Below are 23,863 nucleotides of genomic sequence, written 5' to 3'. Positions count from 1 at the left end.
TTCTAACCAAATTAGTCATGGCTTGTCATTAGTAGCCATTCATTGCTTTCTCCATAACAGCAAGCCATGACCATGAATGACTACTCTTCCACACGCCCAAGGCCAAAAGCGACACCAGCGTAAATATCCAGCCCGCGAGGTCGAATACCAATGGACGTATTTCCTATTAATCCCAGGAAATTTTCGGTGCCAAGCCAGGCTGGTCCCACGCGAACCGATGCACCTGCCGTCAGACCATGATTTAGATAAGCAATGGGCACAGCCAGACTAAGCCAGCGGGCATCGTAACGGGGAACAACAGCTAGCATCGTCGGCTGATGAACGGCCAGCGCTTGCTGTGACCGGACATCCTGAAAGTACGTTACGTTTATGCCAAACCCAGATGGCAACTGATAATCGGCGGTTAGATTGAGCGAAGTGGGAAGACCAGACCGGAACGTCGTTTTATCAGGATTTCGTCCAGTACTGAGTTTATCCTGAATGCTTTGCAAAACGTCCAGGCTACCCGTAATCCGGTTGAAATCGGCATTGGTAAACCGAACGGGATTCTGACTAATGTCGGCATAGTTGTACTGCTCACCCTTATACGTTAATCCACCAATATCGGTCAGTGCCACCCCTAACCGTAGCGCCGGGCTATCGGTATCGTATTGATTGATATACGTCATACCAATATCGAACCCGAATCCCCGACCCGGTGAATCAGGACTGAAGAGGGTACGTGGCGTAATGGAGCGGTTTTCAAGAAACGTCGTGTAGCCTAACGTAGCGTCGAACTGATTTAACTCCAGAACAGCACTAAAGGGATTATTGGGATCGGCCACGATTCGGTAGTTAGCACCCCGATTGATGATATGCTGTGCGTTGTATCCAACCAATACTTTTGCCGTTACACCCAACAGTAGTTTCTGTCCATCACTTTCCGACAGGGTTCCCGCATACGTAACGCCTAGCTCAGCATACGTATTCGTATTCAGATTAAACCGATTGTTGTCTGTCGGAATACTATACAGTGCCTTATCGCCCAAACCCGCCCGCAGAGCAGAGAGCAGCGACTGCGATGCACCAATAACCTGACCAACCGCCCGAAAGCGAGTCGTGACAGCAAACGCGGAGTATTCGCTTGTTTTAATTAATAGTGACGGTCCTCGTACTTCGCCTGCCAGAGTACCGTTTTTGGCGTTGCCGTCCAGGTTTTCGCGGGTATAGTTCACATCAAAGTGTACAGAGCCGTCGGGGTTTTTGTACTGATCCTGCACATTACCCGTAACAAGTCGCAGCAAGGAAAAAGGGGCCTGAAAGCGAACGTAATTATTATTGACGTGGACATTAGCTGTAAAGCCATTGAGAAAAAGTTTACTGGGCGAGTCGGCAGCTAACGATGGGTTAATGTAAAGTCGGTTGGTACCACCGTAGCGACTGGTTGAAATTCCCAGAAGATTCTGCGCTGAACTAACAGTTGAAACAAGCAAAAAACCTCCTAAGGCGAGTAGATACTTCATGCAGTGAATAAGTGAAAATCATTACCTGAACTTTGGTGTTTTCTCGAACCATACAGTAATGATCAGTTAATTAGGTGGAATGTAATTACTTTCAAATACTCGAACGGGTAAATAAAAGTTTAATAAAATTTCAGTAATCTTTCAGTAAGTTTTACCTTGCAGTGTGACTTACAACGTAGAACTGACCGATAAGCCCGATAAACATGGGTTACACCATGTCATGATTCGCCTGCATGTCAAAGAGCAGAAACCAGCCCGTATTCAAACCGAAATTCAAATCGAATATCGGCACTGGAATGAAAAAAAGAAATGGGGCAAATGGATTCGATCGTCTCACGGCTACGCTGATAAACTGAATGCGGACATCGCTCTAGCCCATAAACGCATTTTCGATGCGGTTAGTCTACTCCTAACGGCCGACCCGACGCTTACACCCAAACAGGCTAAAGAGCGGCTTGAGAATTCATCGGCCGAACGGCTCCGCGATTACAACGCCACAAATTTACTCGATCAAACCAATTCGTTTACTACCAATCAGGCGAAAGAATACAACTGGCAGGCCTTTTTAAGCTGGGCAGGCGAAAACGTAACGCTGGGCGAGATGACGCCCGAGCTGATTCGTAGCTACGCCAGGCATCTGCAAAAGCAGGGCAAAAAAAATCAGACGGTCAATGATTACGTCGACGATCTGCGCGAATTCTACACCCTCATCCAGCAGAAGCGGGGACTATCCAAACGGGAGATCCTGGCCATATCGCCCTTTACGGAGTGGAAAAACCTCAAGGCCGTTAAACCCAAAAAGGGAAGATTGCACCAGGCGGGTATCGAGAAGATGGAAGCGGGTCCCTTTGATTTGCTGACCCAGGCGGGGAAAGTGCGATACGGTAGCATGGTCGACTGGTCGCGCTGGTGCTGGCTGGCCTGTTTTTATTTAGCCGGTATGCGTATCGGGGATTTGCTTCGTAGCCGCTACGAGTGGTTTGAAACGGATGCCCAGGGCAAACCGGTACGACTCCGCTACCAGATGCAAAAGAATGGCCGGCCGATCTCCATTCCCCTATCGGCTAAAGCGCAGACGCATTTATCGCACGTCTGGCGATCCGGATCGCCACCAGTTAATTACCTGCTGCCCCTGCTGGATTCATCCGCTACGTATGCCAACTATCGGACGTATGAGCAAATCCGGGCCATGCCCAGAGTCGAAGCCCAGAAACTAAAAAGCCGGCTCAGCAGCGTAACGGCGCAACTGAATATGTGGCTGAAAGTTGTTGTCCATGATCTGGGTATCGAGGTGATCGGCGGGGCCTCACTCACCAACCACACGGCCCGGCATTCGTTTGCCGATAAAGTCAGGCTGGCGGTCAAGAATGGCAAAGTTGATGCCAAGGGCCGGCCGTTGACCAATTTTGATGCGAAAGAATTACTCGGCCACCGGTTTATGTCCACCACGGAAATGTACTTTGGGGATATGGATCAGGAAATGCTGGATTCGGCGATGGATGCGCTGGGCGAAGAGTAAGCTAATTAGTTCTTTTTTTAAAATAATGTTTCTGGGTTCTTCGCCATACAACATCTTTATTATTATCGAAAAGTATTTCGTAATTAAATCGATCGTTGCAGGTGAATATTTTTAAATATTTATAACTAACATCGTAAGCAACATTACCATACTTTATTTCATAAGCACTATCTGCGGCCGTCATAGGCTTAAAAGGAATTGATTCAGTTTCGCCAGATAGTATGGTTAAATTCGTATCAAGCTCAAAGCCAAGATCTGCAATCTTACCCGCTGGGCCATACCTTAAGGTATCTATTTCAAGTCTGAGTATTAAATCATTGATTGAGAAAAAGCTATTATTTTTTAGTTCAATTAAGGTATTGAATGGGTGATGTTTGTTGGTTGATTGTCCCATTGTAAAGTCTATGCTTGGGTAAAACAACTGAACTATTTGTAGACCAGCTAGGGTACTTATTATTGATAGTATTCCGTAGACTCTTATTGCTGATTTCGAAACCCATTTGACGAACCAGTGCTGTTTATAAAAAATATTATTAGTTGAGCCCGTATGTGCTACATCCTTAATTGCAGACTGAGATTTATTTTCTAACTTTTTCTTTTCCCTAGCTTCTTGCCGACGCTGATTCCGATCTCTTTTACTCATTGATAACCATCTAAAAATCGTCGTTAACAGCCATTGCTTTTTTTAGTGAGCTTAATAATTCTTTAGCCTTGTTGTTTGTTTGTTCGACAAAATTTATATCCATAGACAAGCTAGTTTCGGTTTTTGACTTTACATCCACCCATTGTTTTCGAACCGATTTTTTTGTCTCATTTTGAATTTTTAGATCAATTAATTTAAGTTCATCTTGTAAGCTTTTAATTGTTGCATCCAATTGGGACACTGGCAAATAACTAATTGGTGGCAATACACTAGCGCCACGCTCTAAATCTGTTAACACGCATCTATACTTATTATCCTTACAATCAATAGTTATTACATATCGTATTCGATCAAAAAGATAGACGTCTAACGAAGATACTCCCTTAATAATAAGCCTTCCTGCTTCCTTGTCTTCAAATTGAATAACTGCCTTATAGTCACCGAACGATTTTGTTATCCATGTCTGAGCATTTTTAAATAGTATATCCTTTTTGTTTTTAATGTCGACTACATCAGAATAAGTAATTTTATTTGTCTGTGGGTCAACAGGCATCATATAGTTTTGACCGTATAAACAATATGGGCCTAGCCAGAAAATTATTAGTATTAGTTGCTTCATACCATAGATTGTTACTGTGCCCTGGAAAACACGACGGCCCCAATTGACGGTTTATTAGATAAGAGCATTGTGAATATTATATACATGATATACCTGCCTAATTTCATCCATTGGAATTTCAACTTTCATTCTACCATTGTCAGATTGTATAGTTATAGTATTGTTTTGCCAATCAACTTTGGCTAGCCGCTTAATAATTAGCTCATCTTTATAATCCAGCATGACAATTTTTTCAACTCTGGGGTATAACCCTTCTGGTAGTTTATAAGCTAGCATTTCCCAGCCTGCCAATAAAGTTGGTTCCATGCTGTCACCGTTTATAGTAACGATAGTATGATCTTCCGCAGCAACTCCAGGATAAAGCTTATTTTCAGGTACGTAGTCCCATTCCTGCTCTTCAGGAGGTCTATTGAAATAGGCAGTATAGCCCATTCCAGCCCGTGCGTAAAGAGGCGTTTTTAATACGGGTAACAGCTCCGCTCTTTCAGGTATACGCACCGTTTTTTGCAGAAAGTCTGTACTCGACATACGCTTTGGCGCTTCGTGTAATTTCATTTCCCCTTCGCCGGTAAGTATCCAATCCTTGCTATATCCCCACCGGTTGGCTATCGCATAGGCTAGCTCTTCCGAAAACCCTTTTTTACCATTTCGTATAGCCGATACTATGGACGGGTGTCGCTTTGATAGCTCAACAATCTGGTTAGGAGTCCTGTCTTCCGCTTCTGCAATCTTAACTAACCGCTCGTAGGGAGTCATTCTATGAGAAAAAATGTGTCGTCTTTTTGATACCTGGTACGTCAATCCTTGATACAGCATACTGGTGTAGACTTAATAAATTGATACAACGTTGAAAATTAATTGATACTAGGTATTGACATTGTGATTTTGGTATCATATATTTGATACCAATTACAACGGTAGTATCAACCGCAACCGCAATATAAATCAATATCTAGGAAATGGCGCAACAATCATTGACCCAGCGGCTTAAAAAAATCCGTGAACGGTGCCTAGACGTGCCGGGTGGTATCAAAAAAGTAGCTGAACGGATGGGGCGTGTCGAAAATACGCTACACAATTGGTTCAAGGGACGCACAACACCCACCGTTGACGATGTAGAGCAACTGGTAACGCAACTGGTGGCTCTTGAGAATGAGGCAAAGCAAATCGAAAAGGAAAAACAGGAACGTTTAAATGCAGCCCTCGCCTGAATCATGACCGACATAATCTTACCCATTTCCAGTAATACCAAGGGTATTCCGGTTGTCAGTACGTTGGATTTTTGCGAGGGGCTCGGCATTAATCACAAAAGCCTACTTGATACCATAAGGACCTATTTATCCGCTATTGAAAGTGGATTTGGACAGGTCGCGTTTGAAACGGCGACTGTCAGAAATTCGGTAGGAGCCGCAAATCAGATAGTATTTGCTAGGCTCACCGAAGATCAGGCACTATTTGTCGGCACCCTTTCGCGAAACAGTGAGCGCGTCGTTGAATTCAAATCAGTGCTGGTGCGCTCATTCGCTGAAGCTCGCCGTCGTGCCCTGCAACCCCAACTTCCCCAAACCTTCAAAGAAGCACTGGTTGCTCTGCTGGGTCAGGTTGAGCAAAACGAGCGGCTCCAGGCTGAAAACGAAACCCTGCGCCCCAAAGCTCAATACGCGGATGCCGTCTTATCCAGCGAAACCGAGCTGACCACTACGGTTATTGGCAAAGAACTGGGCATGTCGGCTATTGCGCTGCATAAAAAACTACACGCCATTGGCGTCATCTGGAAACAGCGGGGCATCTGGGTACTCTATTCCAAACACGAGGCTCAAGGCTACGCGGTGCTGAAAACGCACCCTTATACGGATTCGCAGGGTAAGCCGCAAACAAAACACTATCTGGTCTGGACCGAAAAAGGTCGGCTGTTCATTCACAGTAAGCTAAATCCGGCATTTCGCACGGCTGACCTGGCCTACCCGGTCAATCAGCTTGGTATCGCCTAAACCACTCCCACGTTATGGATTTTCTGCAAACACTGGCCATGCTCCCCGATCAGCTTACCCGCATCGAAGCCCTAATGGATGCCAACACGAAGGCGCTCAATCAGGCGACCGAGCAGCTGGGGAACACGCGCTACTACGAAGCGGATGCCGCCAAATATTTGGGCGTCGAGCAAAAGACGATGTATCACTACCGGCAGCGGGGCCTCCCCTACGAAAAAGTGGGCCGCATCATTAGCTACCTCCGAAAAGATTTAGACGCATGGCGCTCCGCCGGAAAGGTGCACGCCTAAGCGATAAAGATAGTGCTAAGGTGAAAGCCTTAGCAGGTGTGGATAGAAGTAGGTCAAGACCGGGGGGCAATGCCTCCCGGATCTTCCTTCCCTCCCACCAAAAGATTATTCACAATTCTAACCATTTCATAATCATGCAAAAAATCATCGCAGGTAACGTGGGCCTAATGGCCGCAATGATGGCAGCTACTGCTGCTTCGTCAAGTCAAGCTCCAGAATCTCGCCCAGCCTCAACGCGACCTAGTAAACGTAGGATTCCGATCCCATCGGTGTTTCCCGACGTAACGGCCGAAAAGAGAGCAGAAATCAACATCAGAAAAGGACTAACCCTTTTTGATATTGATGGGCAAAAAATCTGGGCGCTGAATCATAAGAATGCCATTCGGAAGGCCTACAAAGCCAATCAGTAGTCGCATTACCACCAAAGACAAAACCGGAAGCAAGTGCCTCCGGTCTGTGCAGTAATCAAAATTCAAACAAAACTATGAAATCTATCCCGAGTCACGAAAAATTATCGGTCGCCCTGGCGGTGCTGGAGCGGCTGAATCCACCCACCAGCGGCCTGACGCTCGCCGATCTGGACAATGAGCAGGATTTCGAGCCGCTCGATGCGTTGGTTTACGCCTACAGTGGCCCCTACTGTCTGACCATTGAATTTAATGACGACAACCACAAACACGACTCCCGGCGCGCACTGGAGTACGTCGTCAAAACGCCCTGCGGTAATGGCTACGTGGATCGCGATGAAGATGGTGCCTATCAGGATACGAATGTGGTTCGCGAGAAAATTTGGGTGTTCGTGCATCCGGAGATGACAATCGAGCAGATTGCTGAAGCGGTGCGGGATGAGGTTCGGGGCATTGAAAACAACGTACTGGCATGAATCAGGACTTCACACCCATGCAATGCCTGGCCGTACTGGCCATGATAGCCATTCGGCTAATTCTTTTCTGCGCGGCCCTGCTCAACGGCTTTTTCATCTTCATCGTCCTGCGGGAGCTCCATTGGACGTACATGCCAAAAGTTCGCGAATTCATCAAGCGCGAAATCGGGGCAATCATGCCCATGGCGATAATTCTGTTCTGCTTGGTCGGCATTGTTGTGCTGCTTAATTGGCTGGATGCGATGGGGTTCAACTGGGTCAATAATACGCATCGCTATTAACCATGAAGTCGACCCACGCACCCGAACTGAAGGCGGAGAAAGAACGTCAGAAACAACTCCGCCAGGAATCGAAAGACTGGAAACAGCGCGAAAAAGCCCGTAAACGTCAATCTGTATAGCCATGGCTTATAAACCCGAACATAACCCCGAAACGGGCGTCTTTGTCTCCCTGCTGATCATGTGCGCCGTGATGCTATCGGCCGTGGCTGGCCTGGTGTATGGCGCATTCAAGTATCTGTTTTAAAACGTCTCGCTCAACGTACTCTATGCTTTCCTATATCGAACTAATGAACCGCTTCTGGAAGGTGGATGAAGAGTATAGCTTTTCGGGTAATGATTCACGCTTATACTTCTACCTGCTGAACGTAGCCAATCGCCTGGGCTGGCCTAATGAGTTCGATTACGCCGATGATAAATTGAAGGGGAATATTGGAATTAAAGTGAATACACTAAAGCCATGCCGGGACCGGTTGGTTATGGCCGGTCTGCTCGATTTTGAGCTTGGCGGCATGGGTCGAGGAAACCGGGTAAGGTATCAATTAAGGTATCAAAAATTGACACCTATTTCGTCGGAAAGGTATCAGGAAAGGTGTCAGGAAAGGCATCAAAAATTGACACCTAAAAGCGAAAAGGTATCAAGGAAGGTGTCAAAGAAGGTGTCAAAAAATGACACCAACTCTGTATATATAAGACTAAAGACTTTTTTTAAACTCTCTATAGCGAGTGAGCGAAAAAAAATTATTGCCTTTCGCTCTGCAAAAAAAAGAGTCCAAAAAGTCCCCCTCATTCCGCGCGTTCCCCCTAAGCCGTCTTCATCCGATCCGCCAAAACGAGATCCGTTTTTTTTCAAAAGCAACTCGGAGGAGCTGAATGTCAAATTCTCAGACTGGTACAAAGCCTACCAGTACAACAGTGGCGAATTCTACTGCCGAAGGCTCTGGGTTGAACTAACCGACGGCGAGCGCGCAACGGCGATGGCGCACACGCCGCTCTACGTCAAATCAACCCCCGAAAAACGCTACCGTAAAATCCCGTCCAAGTACCTCGAAGAAAAAGCCTTTAACGACGAAATCATTGAACGTAATGGAAAATCCAATTCAGAATCCCCAGCCACAGGACAACGTGAAATCATCCGTACCAACTATACAGCCAAAAAATTCACCCGGTCCGTTGGTGGGCGAAATGGACAGTGAAACGATGGAATACTTAGGTTTCCCAACGCCGGAACAGCAGCAGCGGTACGATGAAACCCGGATTACCATCAACAAACGTCGAGACGAAATCTTCAATAAACCGTTCGTGCGTCCCATTGACCCGACCAAACTCTCTGAAGATGGCAGATCCCTCCGTCGAAGAGTGGGCGGAGTGGATACTGTAACCAACCGTAACGTCAGCCGGGTTGATGCCATTTTGGGCCGCATTAACAATCTGCGCAAACCCGGACGTATGCAGGCTTTACCTTTCGATGAAGCCCAGTTTATTGTTCAGGCTATTTATGAGAATGACCTGGCCAACCGGGCTCGGACTCCCTACTGGACGGAAGAAACCTTCAAAGTTGTCGATGACGTAACCAAATACTTCATCGGCGATCCGACAGGACCAATTTCCCTCACGAAAAACCTGTACGTCTATGGAGCCGTCGGCGTAGGCAAGACCTACCTGTTCCGGATGATGTCCATTCTCTGCGACGTGGTACCCATCAACGAGATGCGTTTCAGCATGGTCGGCTCTAAACGATTGATGCGAACGATCAAAAACGACCAAAGCCTGAAAGCCCTTTCCCGTATCGACCAGGGTAACTGGCTCATCGACGACCTGGGAGCGGAAAAGCGATGGACCAAGCTTTACGCGGAAGATGTGGACCCGATGGATGAGCTGATCAACAGCGTCTATGAGGCTTACATCGACAACGGCAAAAAAACGCACTGGACTTCCAACAAAGAGCCGGATGAGCTGGAAGCTATCTATGGTACGCGCAATTATGACCGATTTACCGAAATGAACGAATCGGTATTCTTTCCCGGTGAATCCATCCGGATTGATCCCAATCAAGTAGACGAAGAAACCGATGAGCAAGAATAATATGACCGCTGCCGAATTTCAGGCATTTCATAAAAACGTCCAGAAAGGTCTTTCGACGAAAAAAGGCAGGAAGGCGCCACAGCCTAATACCATCACCGCAGATGAGTATCGGTCTGAGAATGTCGATCAGGAAGAGCATGGCCTGCAAGCCCGTTGTGTGGAGTGGTTTCGGTTGCAGTATCCGCAGTATCTGATCTACGCTGTTCCGAATGCCGCCAAACGTTCGTTTGCTCTGGCTGCCTGGCTGGAAGATGAGGGATTAGTATCGGGCATTCCCGATTTACACGTGGCCGTTCCTACGGACACCCATCCGGGTCTGTTCATCGAAATGAAGGTGAAAGACCGTAAGCCATCTGATAAGCAGGCCATCATTCATGCCTACCTGCGCGGTATGGGTTACGCAGTTGAAATCCCCCAAACCTTTGAGGAATTCAAATTGATCGTCGATGTCTATTTATCCTGAATCAGTATTCTAAACAATTCATAATTATGCCAACATTCCCCCCCAGAGCCTACAAGATACTGGCTCAGCATCCCCCCGGTACGATTTACCTACCCAAAATCGGGCCGACGAATCCCGCCAGTATAGTCTCGTTTAAAAGTGATGGAAACTATACCTGGGTTCAGTTTCGAGGTAAGAACAAACCTCTGCTGATCAGCTGGCAACTAGCCTTGATTGTTCAGCAGTTGCCCCATTGGAAACTGGAGAAGCTAGACACTTGGCGACGGGGTAATCGTCGATTAAAACTAGTACCTGCTCATTCTTAAACTATCTTATTATGCTCACCTGGTATCAATCTAAAGTCAAGTACGATCAGACGGTTGAAGGCAAAATCAAAACTGTTTCTGAATTATTCCTTCACGAGGCTGTCAATTTCGGCGAAGTCGAAAAACACTGTTATGAGCAGCTTAAGCGACGCATCAAAGATCCTGACGTGGACGCCATTGCCAAAGCCACTTACGACTACGTTGTCTTTTTTTCGGGTACAGACGATCATGCAACAATACCGGACCCCTTTTACCGGATTGACCTAAACTGGCTGGATGAAAAAACAAGCTATCTGATTCCGGCCAAAGACGCTGAGCAGGCCATTGAACGGGCGTTGGCTCAACACGGCAGTGCCGATGCCAGTCACGTAACGAACGTCAAGAAAACGGATATACAGTCGGTTTGGCATCCTAACAATGAACTCTGGCAAGGGGACTGGTATAATCGTCAGGACATGCTTAAAGAGCTTGGACGCCACAGCTGGGACATCAATCAGTCAGAGCTATTCAATGACGATGGTTCGGCAAAGGACGATGACGACGATTAAGAACAAGTAGACCAGTCAGCCCGGACATATTGAGCCGGGCGATTCTTCAACTCTCATTTGTAAAATGGACCTGAAAACAGCCAAAGAAATTGCCATTACGATCGGTAATCAACTCAAACCGTACTGCGAGAAGATCAACATCGCCGGTAGCGTACGTCGCTACAAACCCGAGGTCAAAGACATTGAGCTTGTCTGCCAGCCGCTTACCTTCCTGGCTCCACCGGCGGAGTTATTTGGTAATCCCGAGCGCAAGCCTATCCTCGCTTTCTGCAACGTCGTGGCTAGTCTGGGTAGGGTCATCAAAGGCAAACCGGATGGAAAATACATGCAGATCGAACTGCCCACTTTGCCCCATACGATCAATCTTGATCTGTTTATTCCCGAACCCCATGATTATTACCGTCAATACGCGATACGTACCGGTAGTGCCGACTATTCAGCCCGGGTCATCGCTGGCGGCTGGGTGGCCAAGGGTTGGTGCGGCTCTGATCAAGGCCTGCGCCGGATTGAAGATTGTCAGGAGCGAATAACCGGCGGTAAGAAAAAATGGATCTGCATCAATCCAAAGGGTGAAAAGCCACCAGTTTGGGAATCGGAGCAAGAATTTTTCGACTGGATCGGCGTGAAGTGGGTCGAACCTAAACTGCGGAACCTATGAAAACGCAGCAGGAAACGTTACGGCGCATATTCGAAGATTGTACGCTAACTCATCCAAAGCAGAAGGAGTACTGGCTTGGTCTGCCTGAATACCAGATCGAAGATTATCCGCGATTTAAACGGATGATCACGGATGTAGGCGGAGTTTGGAAACGGAAAGGCTTTCTATTCACGTCTGATCCAACAAACGTACTTCAGCGAATTTTCGAGCAGGGGGTAAACTGGAAGCAGCTCACTCAATACTTCGCCACACCTCATACAGTTTGCAGGAAAATGATAGAGAAGTTGCCTCAAGGTATCGACTTCTGGCACGGTAAACGCATTCTGGAACCCAGTGTTGGACGCGGTAATATTCTGATGGAAATCCTGCTTCGTACGTGCATGTTCCAGGGTAATGGCAAAACAGGCGAGGATTTTAGGATTAATGCTTGGTCCAAAAGCCAGGTTGATCTATGCGAATTGGACGAGTTTAATTACCTGTGTCTGGAAAACAAGATCATTAAACAGATGGGCTACCAGCGGATCTGTGCCGACTTCATGCAATTGCCGAACGATCGCCAGTACGATATAATAATCGCGAACCCTCCCTTCGCAAAGGATCAGTATAAAACCCACTTTACCAAGATGGTCGGACACCTGGCACCGGGTGGCGACATCGTTTGTGTTCTACCCAAAAAAGCGGAAGAAGACGATTTATATAGCCAATTGGCTAATGTGGAATTTGAGCATTTGAGCAATAAGGAATTTAGAGGATCTGGCACCATCGTCGATACGCTGATTGTATCTGCAAAGCGAAAAACTGAGCCAGTCCGCATTGCGCCCAGAACAACATCAAAAGCCATTAGCCGTCAGCATTACGGCACTCAACTAAGCTTGTTCTCATGACCAGCACTCAGCCACGTGGACCTCCTACCCGTTACGTTCCGCTTCGATACCAACAGGGGTGATAGGTTTTTCATATATAAAGTATGGGGACTCATGGGACTATCACCCCTATCTCATAACCATTCTCTCAACCAAACCCGAATTATTTGACACGATTTGGTCAATAGACATTTAATCAGAACACAATGGCCATTACCATACAATTCCTGAAAGATAGCCTGTCGATCAAGCTGGCTGAAGTAGCCCTGATCCGCAAACAGATTGCTGAGCTGCAGGCGAAGAAAAAGCCGGCAGTAGCTAAACCCAAAACCACGAAACCGGCTCCCAAGAGCAAGAAAAAAGCATGAAATTTAGACCAATCTTATTTAAAACAGAGATGGTGCAGGCGTTGTTGGCTGGCACCAAAACCCAGACCCGGCGTATCGTTAAGCCACAGCCGGATACCAGCGATGGCAGGCCGCTTGAGGTTTGGTTTGGTTGGCCGAGTTTGGCAAAATCAGGTACTGACTATCACAATATTACTCCTCCTTTCGGTCGACCTGGTGATGTATTATGGGTGAAAGAAACATATCAACCGGTTGATGGCAAGTTCAGCAAATACGGCTATAAAGCTGATGCTCGAACCGTCGATGGGATCAATGGCCTATGGTGGAGAAATGAAAATGGCGTTGACTTGCAATGCGCAGGGCCTTGGAAATCGTCCATGTTCATGCCCAAAGAAGCTGCTAGACTGTTTCTACAAATCAAATCTATCCGTGTTGAAAGACTAATAGAAATTAGTGAAGCGGATGCTGCCGCAGAGGGTGTTTACTGCTATTCTCAGGATGATCTCAGTCAAACTGACTACAAAAATTATCTGCATAAAGGCGATGACGACTGGGGGTTTCTTTCGCCCATCAGTTCCTATTTTTCATTATGGGAGCTTATAAATGGCAAAGGTTCGCTTGCGTCAAATCCCTTTGTTTGGGTAGTTGAGTTTGAGCGAATCGACAAACCTGCTGACTGGAAATGAAAAACATCGTAGCAACCATTCCAAAAGGCCGCTTTAAGACCTGGCCACTGGCCGAGAAGGTCTGCAAACAATGCGACGGCGAAACCATGCGTCAGGGTAAAAAATGGTACTGGACGATCCGACTACCCAGGGTGCCAATGGAGAATCTAATCGGCTCAGTCTGTTACATGATCTACGACGGTCAGGTCCGCGGATACTTTCATATTGTGGATCTGGACGACGCCAGCAATTGGGATTGGCACAATGATCGAGGCCAGACTTCCGGGAAAGTGCTCGTAATGGTCAACTGGACGTCGGTTGCCGGATTGCCAGAGCAAAACGGTTTTCAGGGATGGCGATATACAGCACTTAGGCCATGAGCTACCGCACCGACATTGATATCAACAAGGGCTACAAACATGGGTTTCGTTTTGCGCTGGGCTACCGAGTACGGATGTATCATCAGATTTTTACCCGTTCAGTTGATGCGATTGAATATACCAATTATACTGATGGCATTATTTGCGGAGATGAGGAGAGTAATGTATCAGCGAAATATCACCACTGGTACTTCCTGATTGACAGGGTTGTTATTAATGGCCAAATCTGCACACATAGCTGGCTGAATGGAAAGGTAAGTGACTTTTACGACAATTCATCTGGTGTTGTCATTCTGTCAAAAAAAATTCAGCCGATTCTGTTTGGCGACACTAAAAACTATAGTTACAAATAACTCAATCATGCCAACCCTAACCGACGCCTTATCCGGCGATTACGAATTCTGCTGCAAACACTGTCAGGGTCCGCTCGATCTGATCGATAAGCAACCTTGCTATGAAACGTACCAATGCGAATCCTGTAAGCGTCAGGAAATCATTGAAGTGATTGTTGAGGGCTATACCGAAGGTCCAGAGCATGAAGACGGATTTCCAGTTACCAGCTGGAATGGCTTAAATGTATCATCACCAATAAAAGCCCCATGCAAAGTACATCGATACGGCGAACCGGATCAGCAGGGGTACGTTACCTGCTGGGATTGTGGGGAGACGATTTATAAAAATGTGGAACAGTCGGGGTATAAACTATTATATTAATCATTATGAAAACACTCAAATCAGCTCATATTGATGTTAAGAAACACCTAGTCAGTACTGTAGACGCGATGATCAAAACAAAAATGCAGAAGAAACGAGATAAGAGAAATCGAAAGGTTTTGTCTGATCTGCAGCAACTCCTCCAACCAAGATCTGCCCGAACTGCAGTAGTTAACACCATCGCTAAGAAATATAAAGTAAGTTCCTCAACGATTCAGCGAATTTTTAGTCAGGGAAAGTCTGGTAAACGAATACACTAGCGCATTCATTAATATTTGCTCGTTACGAGCTGATATTTTCACGTTGAATAAACAGTTTGCCTGGAAACGAAAGCAGGAGTCGGTTGGGGATGATTTACCGTTTTGAGTAAGTTTGTAGTGAATAATTGTTGACAAAAACGTATTTCGATTTACCCCTCAGTAAAATAATTTAAATGACCCTATTATGAAGAAGCCGACAAAACCCATTCCACCACCACCACAAACAGTTAAAAAAAAGAATACAAATGACCCATTTACTAACGTAGTACTCCTTTTAATTTTCAATGTTGGAATGGGCGCTTTTTATTTCATTCAGTTACTTAGAGTCAGTATGGCTGTAAAGCCATGGGGCAAACAGTTGATTAATTTAATCGATGGCAGTAAGGAATATGGCGGGGTGTATCCAGCATTAGCAATTGGAGGTTTAGGTTATTTATTATTTTTATTAAAACTAAAGCAGCAATTTTGGTACGGCATACTTGAGTGTGCCTTTGCTTTCGCCAGTGCGGGTCTTACCGCTATTTCAATCCAAGAGACTATAAAGAAAGATGGGCTTAAAAATGTGTTGCTCTTATCAGCTGCTACGGCTGTTTATTTAATAGTTCGAGGAGGTGGAAATATTTTTGAGGGCAGAGAAAAGGAATTTATTGGAAAAAGCAAGCTTGAAAAATATTTATAATCTAGCAGAGCGTTTTTAACTCATACTACTTGAGATTTTTTATACACATGAAAAAGGGAAATTTGCTAAATATTAATCCTTCAGAAGCCCAGATCAAAGACACCCTTCGGGTGCTCCAGAAGCGACTCGCTGAGCCGGGTATGAAGAAGCCCATCAACCGGCCCGTACGGGAAGGCTATGAAGAAGCGGTGAACATCTTAGTCGAGGATCGACGAACGTACGAAGGCATCGATCTGGATACGGTACAGTCCCGGTCTATTGCGGTTCTTGCCGTGGATTACCTGAATGGCGAGTGTGAGAAGAAATTTTTAGTTGGTGTAGGTTTAAAATAAGAAGTAACATGGCCGAAATAATCGACAGAAAACAACTGCTTCAGGAAAACGAAGCTGAACAGGAAATCAGTTATACCTGGTTATCCCGCAAAGTCAAACCTTTTGGCAAAGCTGGCCAGGTATCGACCCGTAAGAAATCACCCGGCAGTGCTCCGGATTGGGTCGCATCGGTTATGTTTGCAGAACGCGTTGCGGATTCGGACCAAATCAAATTCACTACGTTCATTGTGAAAGATAAAGAGTTCGAACAGCAGTACCAGGCCAGTCAGTGGATGAAAGGGAGGTTGGAAGAGATTTTAAAACCAGCGGAGGTGTAGGCTATGGACAAACTAAGACAAATTGCCTTGACGAGCCGCTATAGTCACAGTGAACTTGTTTCGAGTTTGCGTGACATTAAAATAGCCCTTAATAACCTATACAGGCCAACGTCAGATGCCACAACTAAACTGGAGGAACTTCGGGCTTTGGGTGATTCAATCAATCCGCCCACGTCAAAGCAACTAAATCGTCGCAGAATTAATGCAATTTTAGGAAAATGAAAAAACAGCCACTACCCGAGCCAACGCCGGACGAACTATCGCAGCAGGTGAACGAGTTCAATGAGGCCATTCAACCAAGACTTACCCTACATTCCGATAAAGTGATTGCGCTGATTGAGCGAATGGATAAGTTTGAGCGCTACGAAGACGTCACTGCTTTTGCCGAATCCATCGAGCAACAGGCGGATGACTATTCGGCTGAAGAACTCCAGCAGATCGCTAATTTAGTCGTGGCGGTTATGAATAAACATTCAACTCAATCCGCAACTGACTTTAAAGCCTGGGTTCAAACGTTATCCGTCACGAACTGAGGCAGTGACTTTGCCCGCAGGAGCCGCTCCTGATTAGCCTCCAGCCATTTGGTAAATCCCGGATTGATCTTTGTTATTTCGTTCTCGCTGCGGAAGGCGGCCGGGTCTTCATCCCGTAACAACATCGCATTCAATCGGCTCAACTCCTCCCGGCTGGCCAGCACGGGAATGGCAACGCAACGGCAGTTTGGATGCCATCCGATGAACTTAAAGTTTTTGGGGTATTTGCCTTTCAGCGGCTCACAGATATCACAGGCAAAGGGATTGTTACTGCGCCGAACCTCGATGCCTACCACAAAATCCAGTTGCAGATAACGCAGATGATCCGCCTGACGGTAGGCGTCGTTGATCTCCGTTCTCGCTACGCGCATCGCATTTTTATATGAACTCCGGTAGACGCCCTGCCCCGGCTTATACGCCTGGGCGTGTTTGGATAAGACCAGGTTGCCCCGCTTGCTGCGCACCCGGCGAAAGAGCATTTCCGGCTCTTTGAGATACCCCCGAAGTTGTTTGCTGATCAGCTGGGCCGAGCGCCCCTCCCCGATGCCCAGATCCAGACCCAGTTCGATCTCCTTTCTAAATTGCTGAGTCGTTTTCCACACGCGTTCGGATAAGCGAAGCCCCCCCACCACCCTCTGTTGAAACGCCTGTAACGCTTCGAGATTTCGGGCCATGTACTTGCCCGTCACAACCGGGCTTGTCAGCGCAGCGGGCAGACTGGCGGCTACCATGGCGTCGTTTTTTTGATTGGCATACAGCCACTGGTTTTGCTGGGCGGTCGTGATGGCCACCATTAACTCAAACGCCAGATCCCGAAGAATCTTTTCGATTCGTTCGCGACCGGCCGGGTAGTCGTCGAAGCTGAACAGATCGTCGGGACTAATGCGCAGATCCACCGCCAGGCGCACGGCTTCAGCCAGCGCTTTTTGAAAGATACGCTCGATATCGCCGATGTAGGCTTCTACCCGGGCGAAGTGCTGTTCGTTCCACTCTTTTAGCGAAAACTTACGACTGCTCATGGTTTGAGAAGTTTAACGACATCCGCATGGCGCCGGCGCGCGATCGGCAGCCGTACCTCATCCATCATCACTACGTGCGTTGGGGTAAGGGCCGTTACGTAGCGCGGATTGATCAGGTGCCGCTTATGAACGCGAATGAAGCCGGGCAACACCTGTTCGTATTTGGCCAGCGTGTAGGCCATCACCACCACCTCCCCGGAATCATATACTACGGTCGAGTAGTTCGCATTGCCCAACAGGTACATAACGCTATGCTGAACACTGCTAATTCGATCCGGGGATTCAAGAACGATTTTCATTAGAACGTGGATTCGAGCTTATTGAGATCAGCGGTCTCTTTCTGCTCATTCTTAATTTTCTGATACTCCCCTTTGGCATCTTTGACCAGGCCCGATTGTTCCACCGCCGTTTCCTGCGAAATGAGCGCTTTACCCCCGGACGCTTCCGCCAGTAGATCGATCAGATCTTTTTCGTTGGTGATCAGGAACGGTACAATCTCGGGTTTGATCTTCAGTTTTCTGACTTCCTTTTCCCACTTCTTGGCCATCATAGCCACGTACGCTTTTACCACGTTGATGCGCCGTTGCAGGTAGGCATCGAAGATTTCGCGTTTTTCTTCCACCTTCAAATGGGCATCGGAAAATAAAAACTTCATGGCAATACCCGAAATGTCGAGTCCCTTGACCGAATCGAACGACAGATCGGGCGTCTGGCTGAGGCTGTAGACAAAACGCACCAGCGTTTCGATCTCCAGCTTGATTGATTCGGGGGCATGGTCCCAGCTGGCGTATTCAGCTTTCGCGCCCTGATCCAGCTGCACCATCTTTCCAGATTCCCCTTTCTTGGCCATGCTGAGGATTTGCCCGGTCAAGACCAGTATAGGACTGCCGTTATAGTCGTTGGTATCGGCAAAGTTTGACATCAGCTCTTCCAGGCGCTTGATCAGCGACTGGACGTCGTGCCACTCGACCTGCTCCTGATGGCCGTAGATCACCGGAATTTTCCCGATAGCGATGGGCTCTTTGTGAAATTCACCCCAAACGCCCTGCACTCTCTTCCAGACGATCTTTTCCTCATCCGTGTAGGTTTCAAAAAACGTGATTTCATTCCCGTCTTCCAGCTGGGTAAACTCCCGGCTGAAGGCTTTCATGTCGCCGGTTTGATCGTAGTAGGGATAAAGCTTATTGCCATCCCAGGGCGAGAATACTTGCACGCGTAGCTTAAAGGACGTATCAAAACCGTAATCGTCATGCACTTCATTGGTGTTGACGGGAAACCACACCTCAGCCACTTCCGTGCATTTGGCTACATTCCGGGCAACCTTTCGATTATGGCTATCAATCTTATTGTCATCCATAATCTGCTTGACGGCCTCCAAAATCGCCTTATCGGTTTCGTCTTTGGGTTCGCAATTGAGCAGGACGGGTTTGCCGAAACTAAAGGCGACCGTCGAGCCAACGATACGCTTCTGAAGGGGGAAAGCCAGCCGGTTCGGCCGCTCAACGCCCTGGGTCTCGTTGCGCTCATTGAGAATCGGCTTATCCGGACGCAGGGACGTGTCGAGAATTTCACGCGTGGGCGATACGTCGTACTGCTTTTTGAATGTCGCAATGTCCAGATCGGATTTTACGCCCTTGAGCTTTTTTATTACTTTTTCAAGGTCCTCCTCTGTGCCGGTGATGTCGGTGTACTTCATAGTTAGTTATCGGAAATAAGTAGCTGCTCGTTTCAAATTTTCGTCACCTTTGACCGATTCGGTCAGGTGGTAATTGCAGGCATAGGCCAGCAGATCGACGTACTCGTCGTGGGCAGCATTGGGAAAGCCGCAGACTTCGCCGATAAACTCGTCATTCCATACGTCGCTGATCAGATAGACCCGGCCGCATTCGATCTTCGGCGACTCGGCCGTGAGCCGGGTTTTCTTATCGTCTTTCGGGGTAACGGTCCGGGTAATGTTTAGCGACGTATTGCGCTGCAGGGTTTGGATGACCGACAGGCCATTGGCTTTCGGCTCGATCCGAACGCTGCTGCTTGGGGTGTAACCGTTACGGCCGACCCAAAGGGGAAACTCCTTGATTAATTCCGGGAACTCCAGATAAAACTTGGATACCCGGGTGATGTAGAGATCAAACCCAATTTTACACGTCGCGATAATACCGGACGGGTCATTCTCATCCGCTTTTTCGGTATAGGCCGTATCGGCAAAAAAGACAATCGGTTCGTTGCGTCGCATCCGCTCGAACGTATCGCGGTTGATATAGCGAAACCAGTCTTTCTTGATAATATTACCGCCATCGGCAAACGGTGACTGGCCAAACTGACCCGCGTAGCCCAGACTACCCAAATCAATCTTTGCTTCAGCCAGTACTTCCCGATCCAATCGCACCGGGTCCAGTAGCCCGCCCACGTAGTTTTTTCTCAACTCAATAGGTTGGACTAAGGGACTCAGCTCAGCCGGCAAACAAATGTGCTTGATGCGGTCGCCTTTCTTTTTAAGAATATAGCCCGTCGGATCTTCTTCGTGCAGACGCTGCATCAAAAGAATCGTCGGTGTATTCTTTTTGTCGACCTTCCGACTGGAGAGCGTCTTCGTGTGGTTGTTGGCCGTCTCCCGATCGGCGTCGGATGCCGCCTGCGTCGGGTTCAGCGGGTCATCGTTAATAATGACGTGGGCGTGCTTTCCGGTAATCGTTCCCCCCGTCGAGGAAGCAATCCGACTGCCCCCGCTGGTATTTTCGTAATTCGCTTTCGCCGTTTTATCCCGGCGTAGTTTTATGTCTGGAAATAACAGGCGGTATTTGGGCGACTGGATAATATCACGGCTCTTCACAGCATGCTCGATCGACAAATCAGCCGAGTAGGAATTGGTAATGATTCGGATCGTCGGGTCCTGCGTCCACAGCCAGGCGGGAAACATAACCGTGAGAATCGTGCTCTTGGTTGTTCCGGGTGGAATGTTGACGATTAAATCGTAGGGTTTTGGTGAACGGGCGACAATGAACGTAGACAAGTGTTGCAGCTCCGCACACAGAAAGGGAATGTGCCAATTGTAGACGGGCTCCTCTTTGATCACTACATCCCAGAACGATTGCACGAATTCAAAGAAGGATTCAATGCAGGCTTCGCGTTCAGCCTGAATCATTTCCTTTTGAAAGGCGGGCGATATGAACTGCTCAGCGATTAAGACCACGGGACATTTTAACGAGCAAGGCTTTTTCTTCGGCCGAATATTTGCTGATGTCGACTGAGGTGTTTACGTTCAGATCTTCCGGTGCATTGTAGCCCATCACCCGGGCAATGCTATCGAGCGCGCGCAGTTTGTCGTACAGTTTGATTTTACGCGTATTGCCAATGACCGTTTCGCCCAACTTAATTTCATCGGTTTCCAGACTGCTCAGCGCGGCCGCATCCCCGTCGGTTAGTTCGGTAACGTTTTTTAGCGTACCATCTTCATTGTAGTAGGTCCGGATGTCGGAAAAGGCGGCACGGGCGTACTCGTTCAATACGCGCTCCTTGCTGATCAGATAGCGATCTTCCAGCCGTTTGGTCAGCGACTTCTCCAACTCTTCAATGAATTCCTGCACCCCAACATTTCCCAACAATTCGCAGGCGGTAAATCGGGCTGATTTTTCGGAATAGCCCGCGCGAATAGCGGCCTTCGTCGCATTGTGGTCAATGACGTATTCCTGACAGAATCGCTTCTGCTTGGCGGTTAACGTTGCTTTATTGGATTTGGCCATTGTTACCCTTTTCGTATACCCTACTTACCCTTTCGCCCCTAACTTCTTGAGAATCTTATCGAGTGCCGTTGGCTGGCCTTTGGCGAATTGCTTGATCTGAGTAAAGGCCACTTCTGCCCGTTCAACCGATTCAAGAATAGACCCGAAGTCCGTTCCCTCTTCAGTAATGAAGCGATCGATCAGCTCAAACTGATCCTCAAACGTCACGTTGGTCACGGCCAGAAACTGACCCGGCCCGATGCACCGCAGCCAATTCCCTTCGTTGAGATACACGTAACGCTTTTCGCCCTTGACAAACGTGGATACGTGCGCGGTGCCGCCTGCTTCGATGTGCAGCAGTTCGCCCCCGTTGGCGTTAACGAAATCAATCAGATCCTGAATGTTCGCTTTGTCGTAGCGAATGCAGGGGGTCGGGTGTTTGGGTTTACAGTAGAGCATGTGATTTTAATCAAACAAACTGGTTAACGCCGTCTTACACTTGACCAGCAACTCACGACGGTGCAGCAGGCCATTGGTGCCACCGTTCACTTTGCGCGTGACCGCGTTCACGTCATCCTGATCCGCGATGGCATTGAGCTTGCGGGTGTTCCAGTAATCCAGCGCGGATGCCAGTGCCCACTTCGGCTCTTCAATAAGCTCCGGATGGTTCACGCAGTCGATCTTGAACTTTCTGCCAAAGGCGGTGTAATTATCCCGACCGGTGAGTTGGATCAATCCACGACCTTTGAATTTGACCCCGTCGCCGGGCTGAGTGTTGCCTAGATCCTTTCGGCCTTCATACGCTTTGCCCGATGCGATTTCCTGGGTGTATCGAAAGCCGCCGGATTCATGCAGCAGCTGCGCTAAGAAGTGGGATAAACGAAGCCATGTGTTGATGCCATACAGGGGCAATAGTTCGTTGAACAGCGTGACGTAGCGGTCAACGTATTCGGGATTCGCACCACAGCGAATCAAAATGCTGGCAGTTAGTGGTTTCATGGGTATTGACGAGCATAAATGATTGAATCACTTTCGGTTTCACTCTCCAGATACCAGCCGTATTTCTTTTTAAACTTTGGGGCTGGTGGACTAACGATCGGCTTAACCTTGTCCGAATAATCCGGGGAATTGACGGGCAGCAGTGACGCCCTGGGCGTTGGCTGGTTAATGATTAGCGAAGCCGGACGCGACAATCGGGCATTAGCCCGGCGCAGATCCTGCTTGACGTCCTTAGCGGTTTGCTGAGCTTCCGCCCGATTAGTTTTTACCTCCGCTTTTAAGCTTTTTGTTTCCTTTCGGAGCGTATCGACGGCTTTGGTTACGGTTTTTGACGTAGAATCAACGACGGCCTGCGTTACTTCCTTAGCGACTCTGGCCAGTTGCTGTTGACTCTGTTTGCCGAATGACTCGATCGTTGCCGCGACGCGAACGTCTCCCTGATGGATGTAATAGACGACCCGGGAAAAGCCGAAACCGAAGGCAAACAACGCTCCCCCGACAATAGCCACCATGCGCAGGCTTCGCAGGTAGAGTGGTTTTTGTTTTTCGTGCTTTTCGGGATTGGCCAAATACCTCAACAATCGATTTTGGGCAACGTAATCTGGCTGACCGGGTTCAGCGATCGAGCGCATGCCGCCGACCGGTACCGGGTAATGCTTGTTGTACCAGTTGTTGTAAATCAACCAGGCCGACAGACCCAGGCAACCCAGGGGTAAAAACACATACGCATAATCCCGGGCGAACGCCAGGACAATGACGCAGACCGCAACGCCGGAAACACCCAGCAGCCCCAATACCCGGTGACCCTTGGAATAGCCCATGGTCTGGTACCAGCGCACACCGTAGCTATACGTAAAGAGCAGAGACAGGGTAACCGTAAGCCAGTACCAGAATTCAAAAACAAAGTCTTTCATGGCGTCGGCCCCTCCCCCGGTGGTTTGTTAAGTAATTCATTTTGCTTCTTTTTTAGGTAAACTTTCATGCCCCAGTAGCCGGAGCCACCGCCCAGATAGCCCAGCGTGTAAGCGGGTGCTTTGATCAGTACTGTGAGCAGTGAACTGCAAAACGCTCCGGCCAAATAACCCACCACGAACTGACCGAGCACCTCCCTGGGGGTGTTGGCTTCGCCCACCAAAGCCGCTACGATGGCCGCCGAGAGTGAACCCGCGAAGGGCGCTAAAAAAATCAGAATGATTGGCGGAAATCCGTCCAACATAGCGCCGAACTCCTGTAAAAACTGATTCACGTTTCG

The 23,863-nt window shown here is 48.0% G+C and carries 37 protein-coding genes; 24 read left to right on the top strand and 13 right to left on the bottom strand.

What is annotated here, in order from left to right:
* Positions 1–80 precede the first annotated feature (80 nt).
* Positions 81–1,502 (bottom strand): DUF5723 family protein, encoded by a 1,422-nt coding sequence (locus tag IC230_RS33985; protein WP_223860630.1) that lies wholly within the window; start codon positions 1,500–1,502, stop codon positions 81–83.
* 163 nt (positions 1,503–1,665) lie between these two features.
* Between IC230_RS33985 and IC230_RS13075 the strand changes: the two genes are divergently transcribed.
* Positions 1,666–3,021, top strand: coding sequence for a tyrosine-type recombinase/integrase (locus tag IC230_RS13075; RefSeq protein ID WP_191039478.1), 1,356 nt, complete (start codon positions 1,666–1,668; stop codon positions 3,019–3,021).
* Position 3,022: 1 nt separating this feature from the next.
* Here IC230_RS13075 and IC230_RS13070 read toward each other — a convergent pair whose 3' ends face one another.
* The 3 genes from IC230_RS13070 to IC230_RS13060 are packed head-to-tail and all read right to left on the bottom strand — an operon-like array spanning position 3,023 to position 5,039.
* Entirely contained in the window at positions 3,023–3,664 is a 642-nt protein-coding gene (locus IC230_RS13070) for a hypothetical protein (RefSeq protein WP_191039477.1), read from the bottom strand.
* A 10-nt stretch (positions 3,665–3,674) separates the two neighbouring features.
* Positions 3,675–4,283, bottom strand: a complete 609-nt coding sequence (locus IC230_RS13065) for a DUF4468 domain-containing protein (protein ID WP_191039476.1) — start codon at positions 4,281–4,283, stop codon at positions 3,675–3,677.
* Between the two features lie 54 nt (positions 4,284–4,337).
* On the bottom strand, positions 4,338–5,039 hold the full coding sequence (locus IC230_RS13060; RefSeq protein ID WP_191039475.1) for a S24 family peptidase: 702 nt from the start codon (positions 5,037–5,039) through the stop codon (positions 4,338–4,340).
* A gap of 203 nt (positions 5,040–5,242) precedes the next feature.
* On the opposite strand from IC230_RS13060, the gene IC230_RS13055 reads away from it, so the two are divergent.
* From IC230_RS13055 to IC230_RS12950, 23 genes are all read left to right on the top strand, one after another.
* Positions 5,243–5,494 carry a helix-turn-helix domain-containing protein gene (locus tag IC230_RS13055; protein WP_191039474.1) on the top strand — a complete coding sequence of 84 codons (252 nt, stop codon included), beginning with the start codon at positions 5,243–5,245 and terminating at the stop codon, positions 5,492–5,494.
* A gap of 3 nt (positions 5,495–5,497) precedes the next feature.
* Positions 5,498–6,274, top strand: a complete 777-nt coding sequence (locus tag IC230_RS13050; protein WP_191039473.1) for a phage antirepressor KilAC domain-containing protein — start codon at positions 5,498–5,500, stop codon at positions 6,272–6,274.
* A gap of 14 nt (positions 6,275–6,288) precedes the next feature.
* Entirely contained in the window at positions 6,289–6,564 is a 276-nt protein-coding gene (locus tag IC230_RS13045) for a helix-turn-helix domain-containing protein (protein WP_191039472.1), read from the top strand.
* 134 nt (positions 6,565–6,698) lie between these two features.
* Positions 6,699–6,974: a hypothetical protein gene (locus IC230_RS13040; protein ID WP_191039471.1), complete on the top strand. Its 276-nt coding sequence runs from the start codon at positions 6,699–6,701 to the stop codon at positions 6,972–6,974.
* A 74-nt stretch (positions 6,975–7,048) separates the two neighbouring features.
* Positions 7,049–7,447, top strand: a complete 399-nt coding sequence (locus IC230_RS13035) for a hypothetical protein (protein WP_191039470.1) — start codon at positions 7,049–7,051, stop codon at positions 7,445–7,447.
* Positions 7,444–7,728, top strand: a complete 285-nt coding sequence (locus IC230_RS13030) for a hypothetical protein (protein ID WP_191039469.1) — start codon at positions 7,444–7,446, stop codon at positions 7,726–7,728. Before IC230_RS13035 ends, IC230_RS13030 begins: the two co-directional genes overlap by 4 nt.
* Before the next feature lie 121 nt (positions 7,729–7,849).
* Positions 7,850–7,972 carry a hypothetical protein gene (locus IC230_RS34475; RefSeq protein ID WP_262893162.1) on the top strand — a complete coding sequence of 41 codons (123 nt, stop codon included), beginning with the start codon at positions 7,850–7,852 and terminating at the stop codon, positions 7,970–7,972.
* 22 nt (positions 7,973–7,994) lie between these two features.
* A complete protein-coding gene (locus IC230_RS13025) occupies positions 7,995–8,921 on the top strand; it encodes a hypothetical protein (protein ID WP_191039468.1) in 927 nt (308 codons plus the stop codon).
* A complete protein-coding gene (locus IC230_RS13020) occupies positions 8,812–9,810 on the top strand; it encodes a P-loop NTPase family protein (protein ID WP_191039467.1) in 999 nt (332 codons plus the stop codon). Before IC230_RS13025 ends, IC230_RS13020 begins: the two co-directional genes overlap by 110 nt.
* Positions 9,797–10,273, top strand: a complete 477-nt coding sequence (locus IC230_RS13015; protein WP_191039466.1) for a VRR-NUC domain-containing protein — start codon at positions 9,797–9,799, stop codon at positions 10,271–10,273. The genes IC230_RS13020 and IC230_RS13015 overlap by 14 nt, the downstream gene beginning before the upstream one ends.
* 26 nt (positions 10,274–10,299) lie before the next feature.
* Positions 10,300–10,578 (top strand): hypothetical protein, encoded by a 279-nt coding sequence (locus IC230_RS13010; protein WP_191039465.1) that lies wholly within the window; start codon positions 10,300–10,302, stop codon positions 10,576–10,578.
* 11 nt (positions 10,579–10,589) lie between these two features.
* Positions 10,590–11,126 carry a DUF4494 family protein gene (locus IC230_RS13005; protein ID WP_191039464.1) on the top strand — a complete coding sequence of 179 codons (537 nt, stop codon included), beginning with the start codon at positions 10,590–10,592 and terminating at the stop codon, positions 11,124–11,126.
* Between the two features lie 64 nt (positions 11,127–11,190).
* A complete protein-coding gene (locus IC230_RS13000; protein WP_191039463.1) occupies positions 11,191–11,784 on the top strand; it encodes a nucleotidyltransferase family protein in 594 nt (197 codons plus the stop codon).
* On the top strand, positions 11,781–12,668 hold the full coding sequence (locus IC230_RS12995) for a DNA methyltransferase family protein (RefSeq protein WP_191039462.1): 888 nt from the start codon (positions 11,781–11,783) through the stop codon (positions 12,666–12,668). The genes IC230_RS13000 and IC230_RS12995 overlap by 4 nt, the downstream gene beginning before the upstream one ends.
* A 185-nt stretch (positions 12,669–12,853) precedes the next feature.
* Positions 12,854–13,015: a hypothetical protein gene (locus tag IC230_RS12990; protein ID WP_191039461.1), complete on the top strand. Its 162-nt coding sequence runs from the start codon at positions 12,854–12,856 to the stop codon at positions 13,013–13,015.
* Positions 13,012–13,680, top strand: coding sequence for a hypothetical protein (locus tag IC230_RS12985; RefSeq protein ID WP_191039460.1), 669 nt, complete (start codon positions 13,012–13,014; stop codon positions 13,678–13,680). The genes IC230_RS12990 and IC230_RS12985 overlap by 4 nt, the downstream gene beginning before the upstream one ends.
* Positions 13,677–14,039: a DUF1489 family protein gene (locus IC230_RS12980; RefSeq protein ID WP_191039459.1), complete on the top strand. Its 363-nt coding sequence runs from the start codon at positions 13,677–13,679 to the stop codon at positions 14,037–14,039. Before IC230_RS12985 ends, IC230_RS12980 begins: the two co-directional genes overlap by 4 nt.
* The gene (locus IC230_RS12975; RefSeq protein ID WP_191039458.1) at positions 14,036–14,392 is read left to right on the top strand and encodes a hypothetical protein; all 357 of its coding nucleotides are present in this window, start codon (positions 14,036–14,038) and stop codon (positions 14,390–14,392) included. Before IC230_RS12980 ends, IC230_RS12975 begins: the two co-directional genes overlap by 4 nt.
* Positions 14,393–14,399: 7 nt before the next feature.
* Positions 14,400–14,753, top strand: coding sequence for a hypothetical protein (locus IC230_RS12970; protein WP_191039457.1), 354 nt, complete (start codon positions 14,400–14,402; stop codon positions 14,751–14,753).
* A gap of 444 nt (positions 14,754–15,197) precedes the next feature.
* The gene (locus IC230_RS12965; protein ID WP_191039456.1) at positions 15,198–15,692 is read left to right on the top strand and encodes a hypothetical protein; all 495 of its coding nucleotides are present in this window, start codon (positions 15,198–15,200) and stop codon (positions 15,690–15,692) included.
* Positions 15,693–15,739: 47 nt separating this feature from the next.
* Positions 15,740–16,024 carry a hypothetical protein gene (locus IC230_RS12960; protein WP_191039455.1) on the top strand — a complete coding sequence of 95 codons (285 nt, stop codon included), beginning with the start codon at positions 15,740–15,742 and terminating at the stop codon, positions 16,022–16,024.
* A gap of 8 nt (positions 16,025–16,032) precedes the next feature.
* A complete protein-coding gene (locus IC230_RS12955; protein ID WP_191039454.1) occupies positions 16,033–16,341 on the top strand; it encodes a hypothetical protein in 309 nt (102 codons plus the stop codon).
* A 218-nt stretch (positions 16,342–16,559) separates the two neighbouring features.
* Entirely contained in the window at positions 16,560–16,874 is a 315-nt protein-coding gene (locus IC230_RS12950; protein ID WP_191039453.1) for a hypothetical protein, read from the top strand.
* Here the strand turns inward: IC230_RS12950 and IC230_RS12945 are convergent.
* The 9 genes from IC230_RS12945 to IC230_RS12905 are packed head-to-tail and all read right to left on the bottom strand — an operon-like array spanning position 16,850 to position 23,857.
* A complete protein-coding gene (locus IC230_RS12945; protein WP_191039452.1) occupies positions 16,850–17,893 on the bottom strand; it encodes a structural protein in 1,044 nt (347 codons plus the stop codon). The two genes, IC230_RS12950 and IC230_RS12945, sit on opposite strands and share 25 nt — an antisense overlap.
* Positions 17,890–18,192, bottom strand: coding sequence for a LytTR family DNA-binding domain-containing protein (locus IC230_RS12940; RefSeq protein WP_191039451.1), 303 nt, complete (start codon positions 18,190–18,192; stop codon positions 17,890–17,892). Before IC230_RS12940 ends, IC230_RS12945 begins: the two co-directional genes overlap by 4 nt.
* Positions 18,192–19,589, bottom strand: a complete 1,398-nt coding sequence (locus IC230_RS12935; RefSeq protein ID WP_191039450.1) for a phage portal protein — start codon at positions 19,587–19,589, stop codon at positions 18,192–18,194. Before IC230_RS12935 ends, IC230_RS12940 begins: the two co-directional genes overlap by 1 nt.
* A gap of 6 nt (positions 19,590–19,595) precedes the next feature.
* Complete coding sequence (locus IC230_RS12930) at positions 19,596–21,035, bottom strand: hypothetical protein (RefSeq protein WP_191039449.1); 1,440 nt, start codon at positions 21,033–21,035, stop codon at positions 19,596–19,598.
* A 31-nt stretch (positions 21,036–21,066) separates the two neighbouring features.
* A complete protein-coding gene (locus tag IC230_RS12925; RefSeq protein WP_191039448.1) occupies positions 21,067–21,633 on the bottom strand; it encodes a terminase small subunit in 567 nt (188 codons plus the stop codon).
* Positions 21,634–21,657: 24 nt separating this feature from the next.
* Positions 21,658–22,071 carry a hypothetical protein gene (locus IC230_RS12920; protein WP_191039447.1) on the bottom strand — a complete coding sequence of 138 codons (414 nt, stop codon included), beginning with the start codon at positions 22,069–22,071 and terminating at the stop codon, positions 21,658–21,660.
* A gap of 6 nt (positions 22,072–22,077) precedes the next feature.
* Positions 22,078–22,611, bottom strand: a complete 534-nt coding sequence (locus IC230_RS12915; RefSeq protein ID WP_191039446.1) for a glycoside hydrolase family 19 protein — start codon at positions 22,609–22,611, stop codon at positions 22,078–22,080.
* Complete coding sequence (locus tag IC230_RS12910) at positions 22,608–23,525, bottom strand: hypothetical protein (RefSeq protein WP_191039445.1); 918 nt, start codon at positions 23,523–23,525, stop codon at positions 22,608–22,610. Before IC230_RS12910 ends, IC230_RS12915 begins: the two co-directional genes overlap by 4 nt.
* Positions 23,522–23,857, bottom strand: coding sequence for a hypothetical protein (locus IC230_RS12905; RefSeq protein WP_191039444.1), 336 nt, complete (start codon positions 23,855–23,857; stop codon positions 23,522–23,524). The genes IC230_RS12910 and IC230_RS12905 overlap by 4 nt, the downstream gene beginning before the upstream one ends.
* Between the last annotated feature and the right edge of the window lie 6 nt (positions 23,858–23,863).

This window comes from Spirosoma validum (assembly GCF_014699035.1).
In the GTDB taxonomy this organism is placed as follows: domain Bacteria; phylum Bacteroidota; class Bacteroidia; order Cytophagales; family Spirosomataceae; genus Spirosoma; species Spirosoma validum.
The sequence above is the reverse complement of the archived record's forward strand: the minus strand, read 5'-3'. Positions and strand labels throughout refer to the sequence as shown.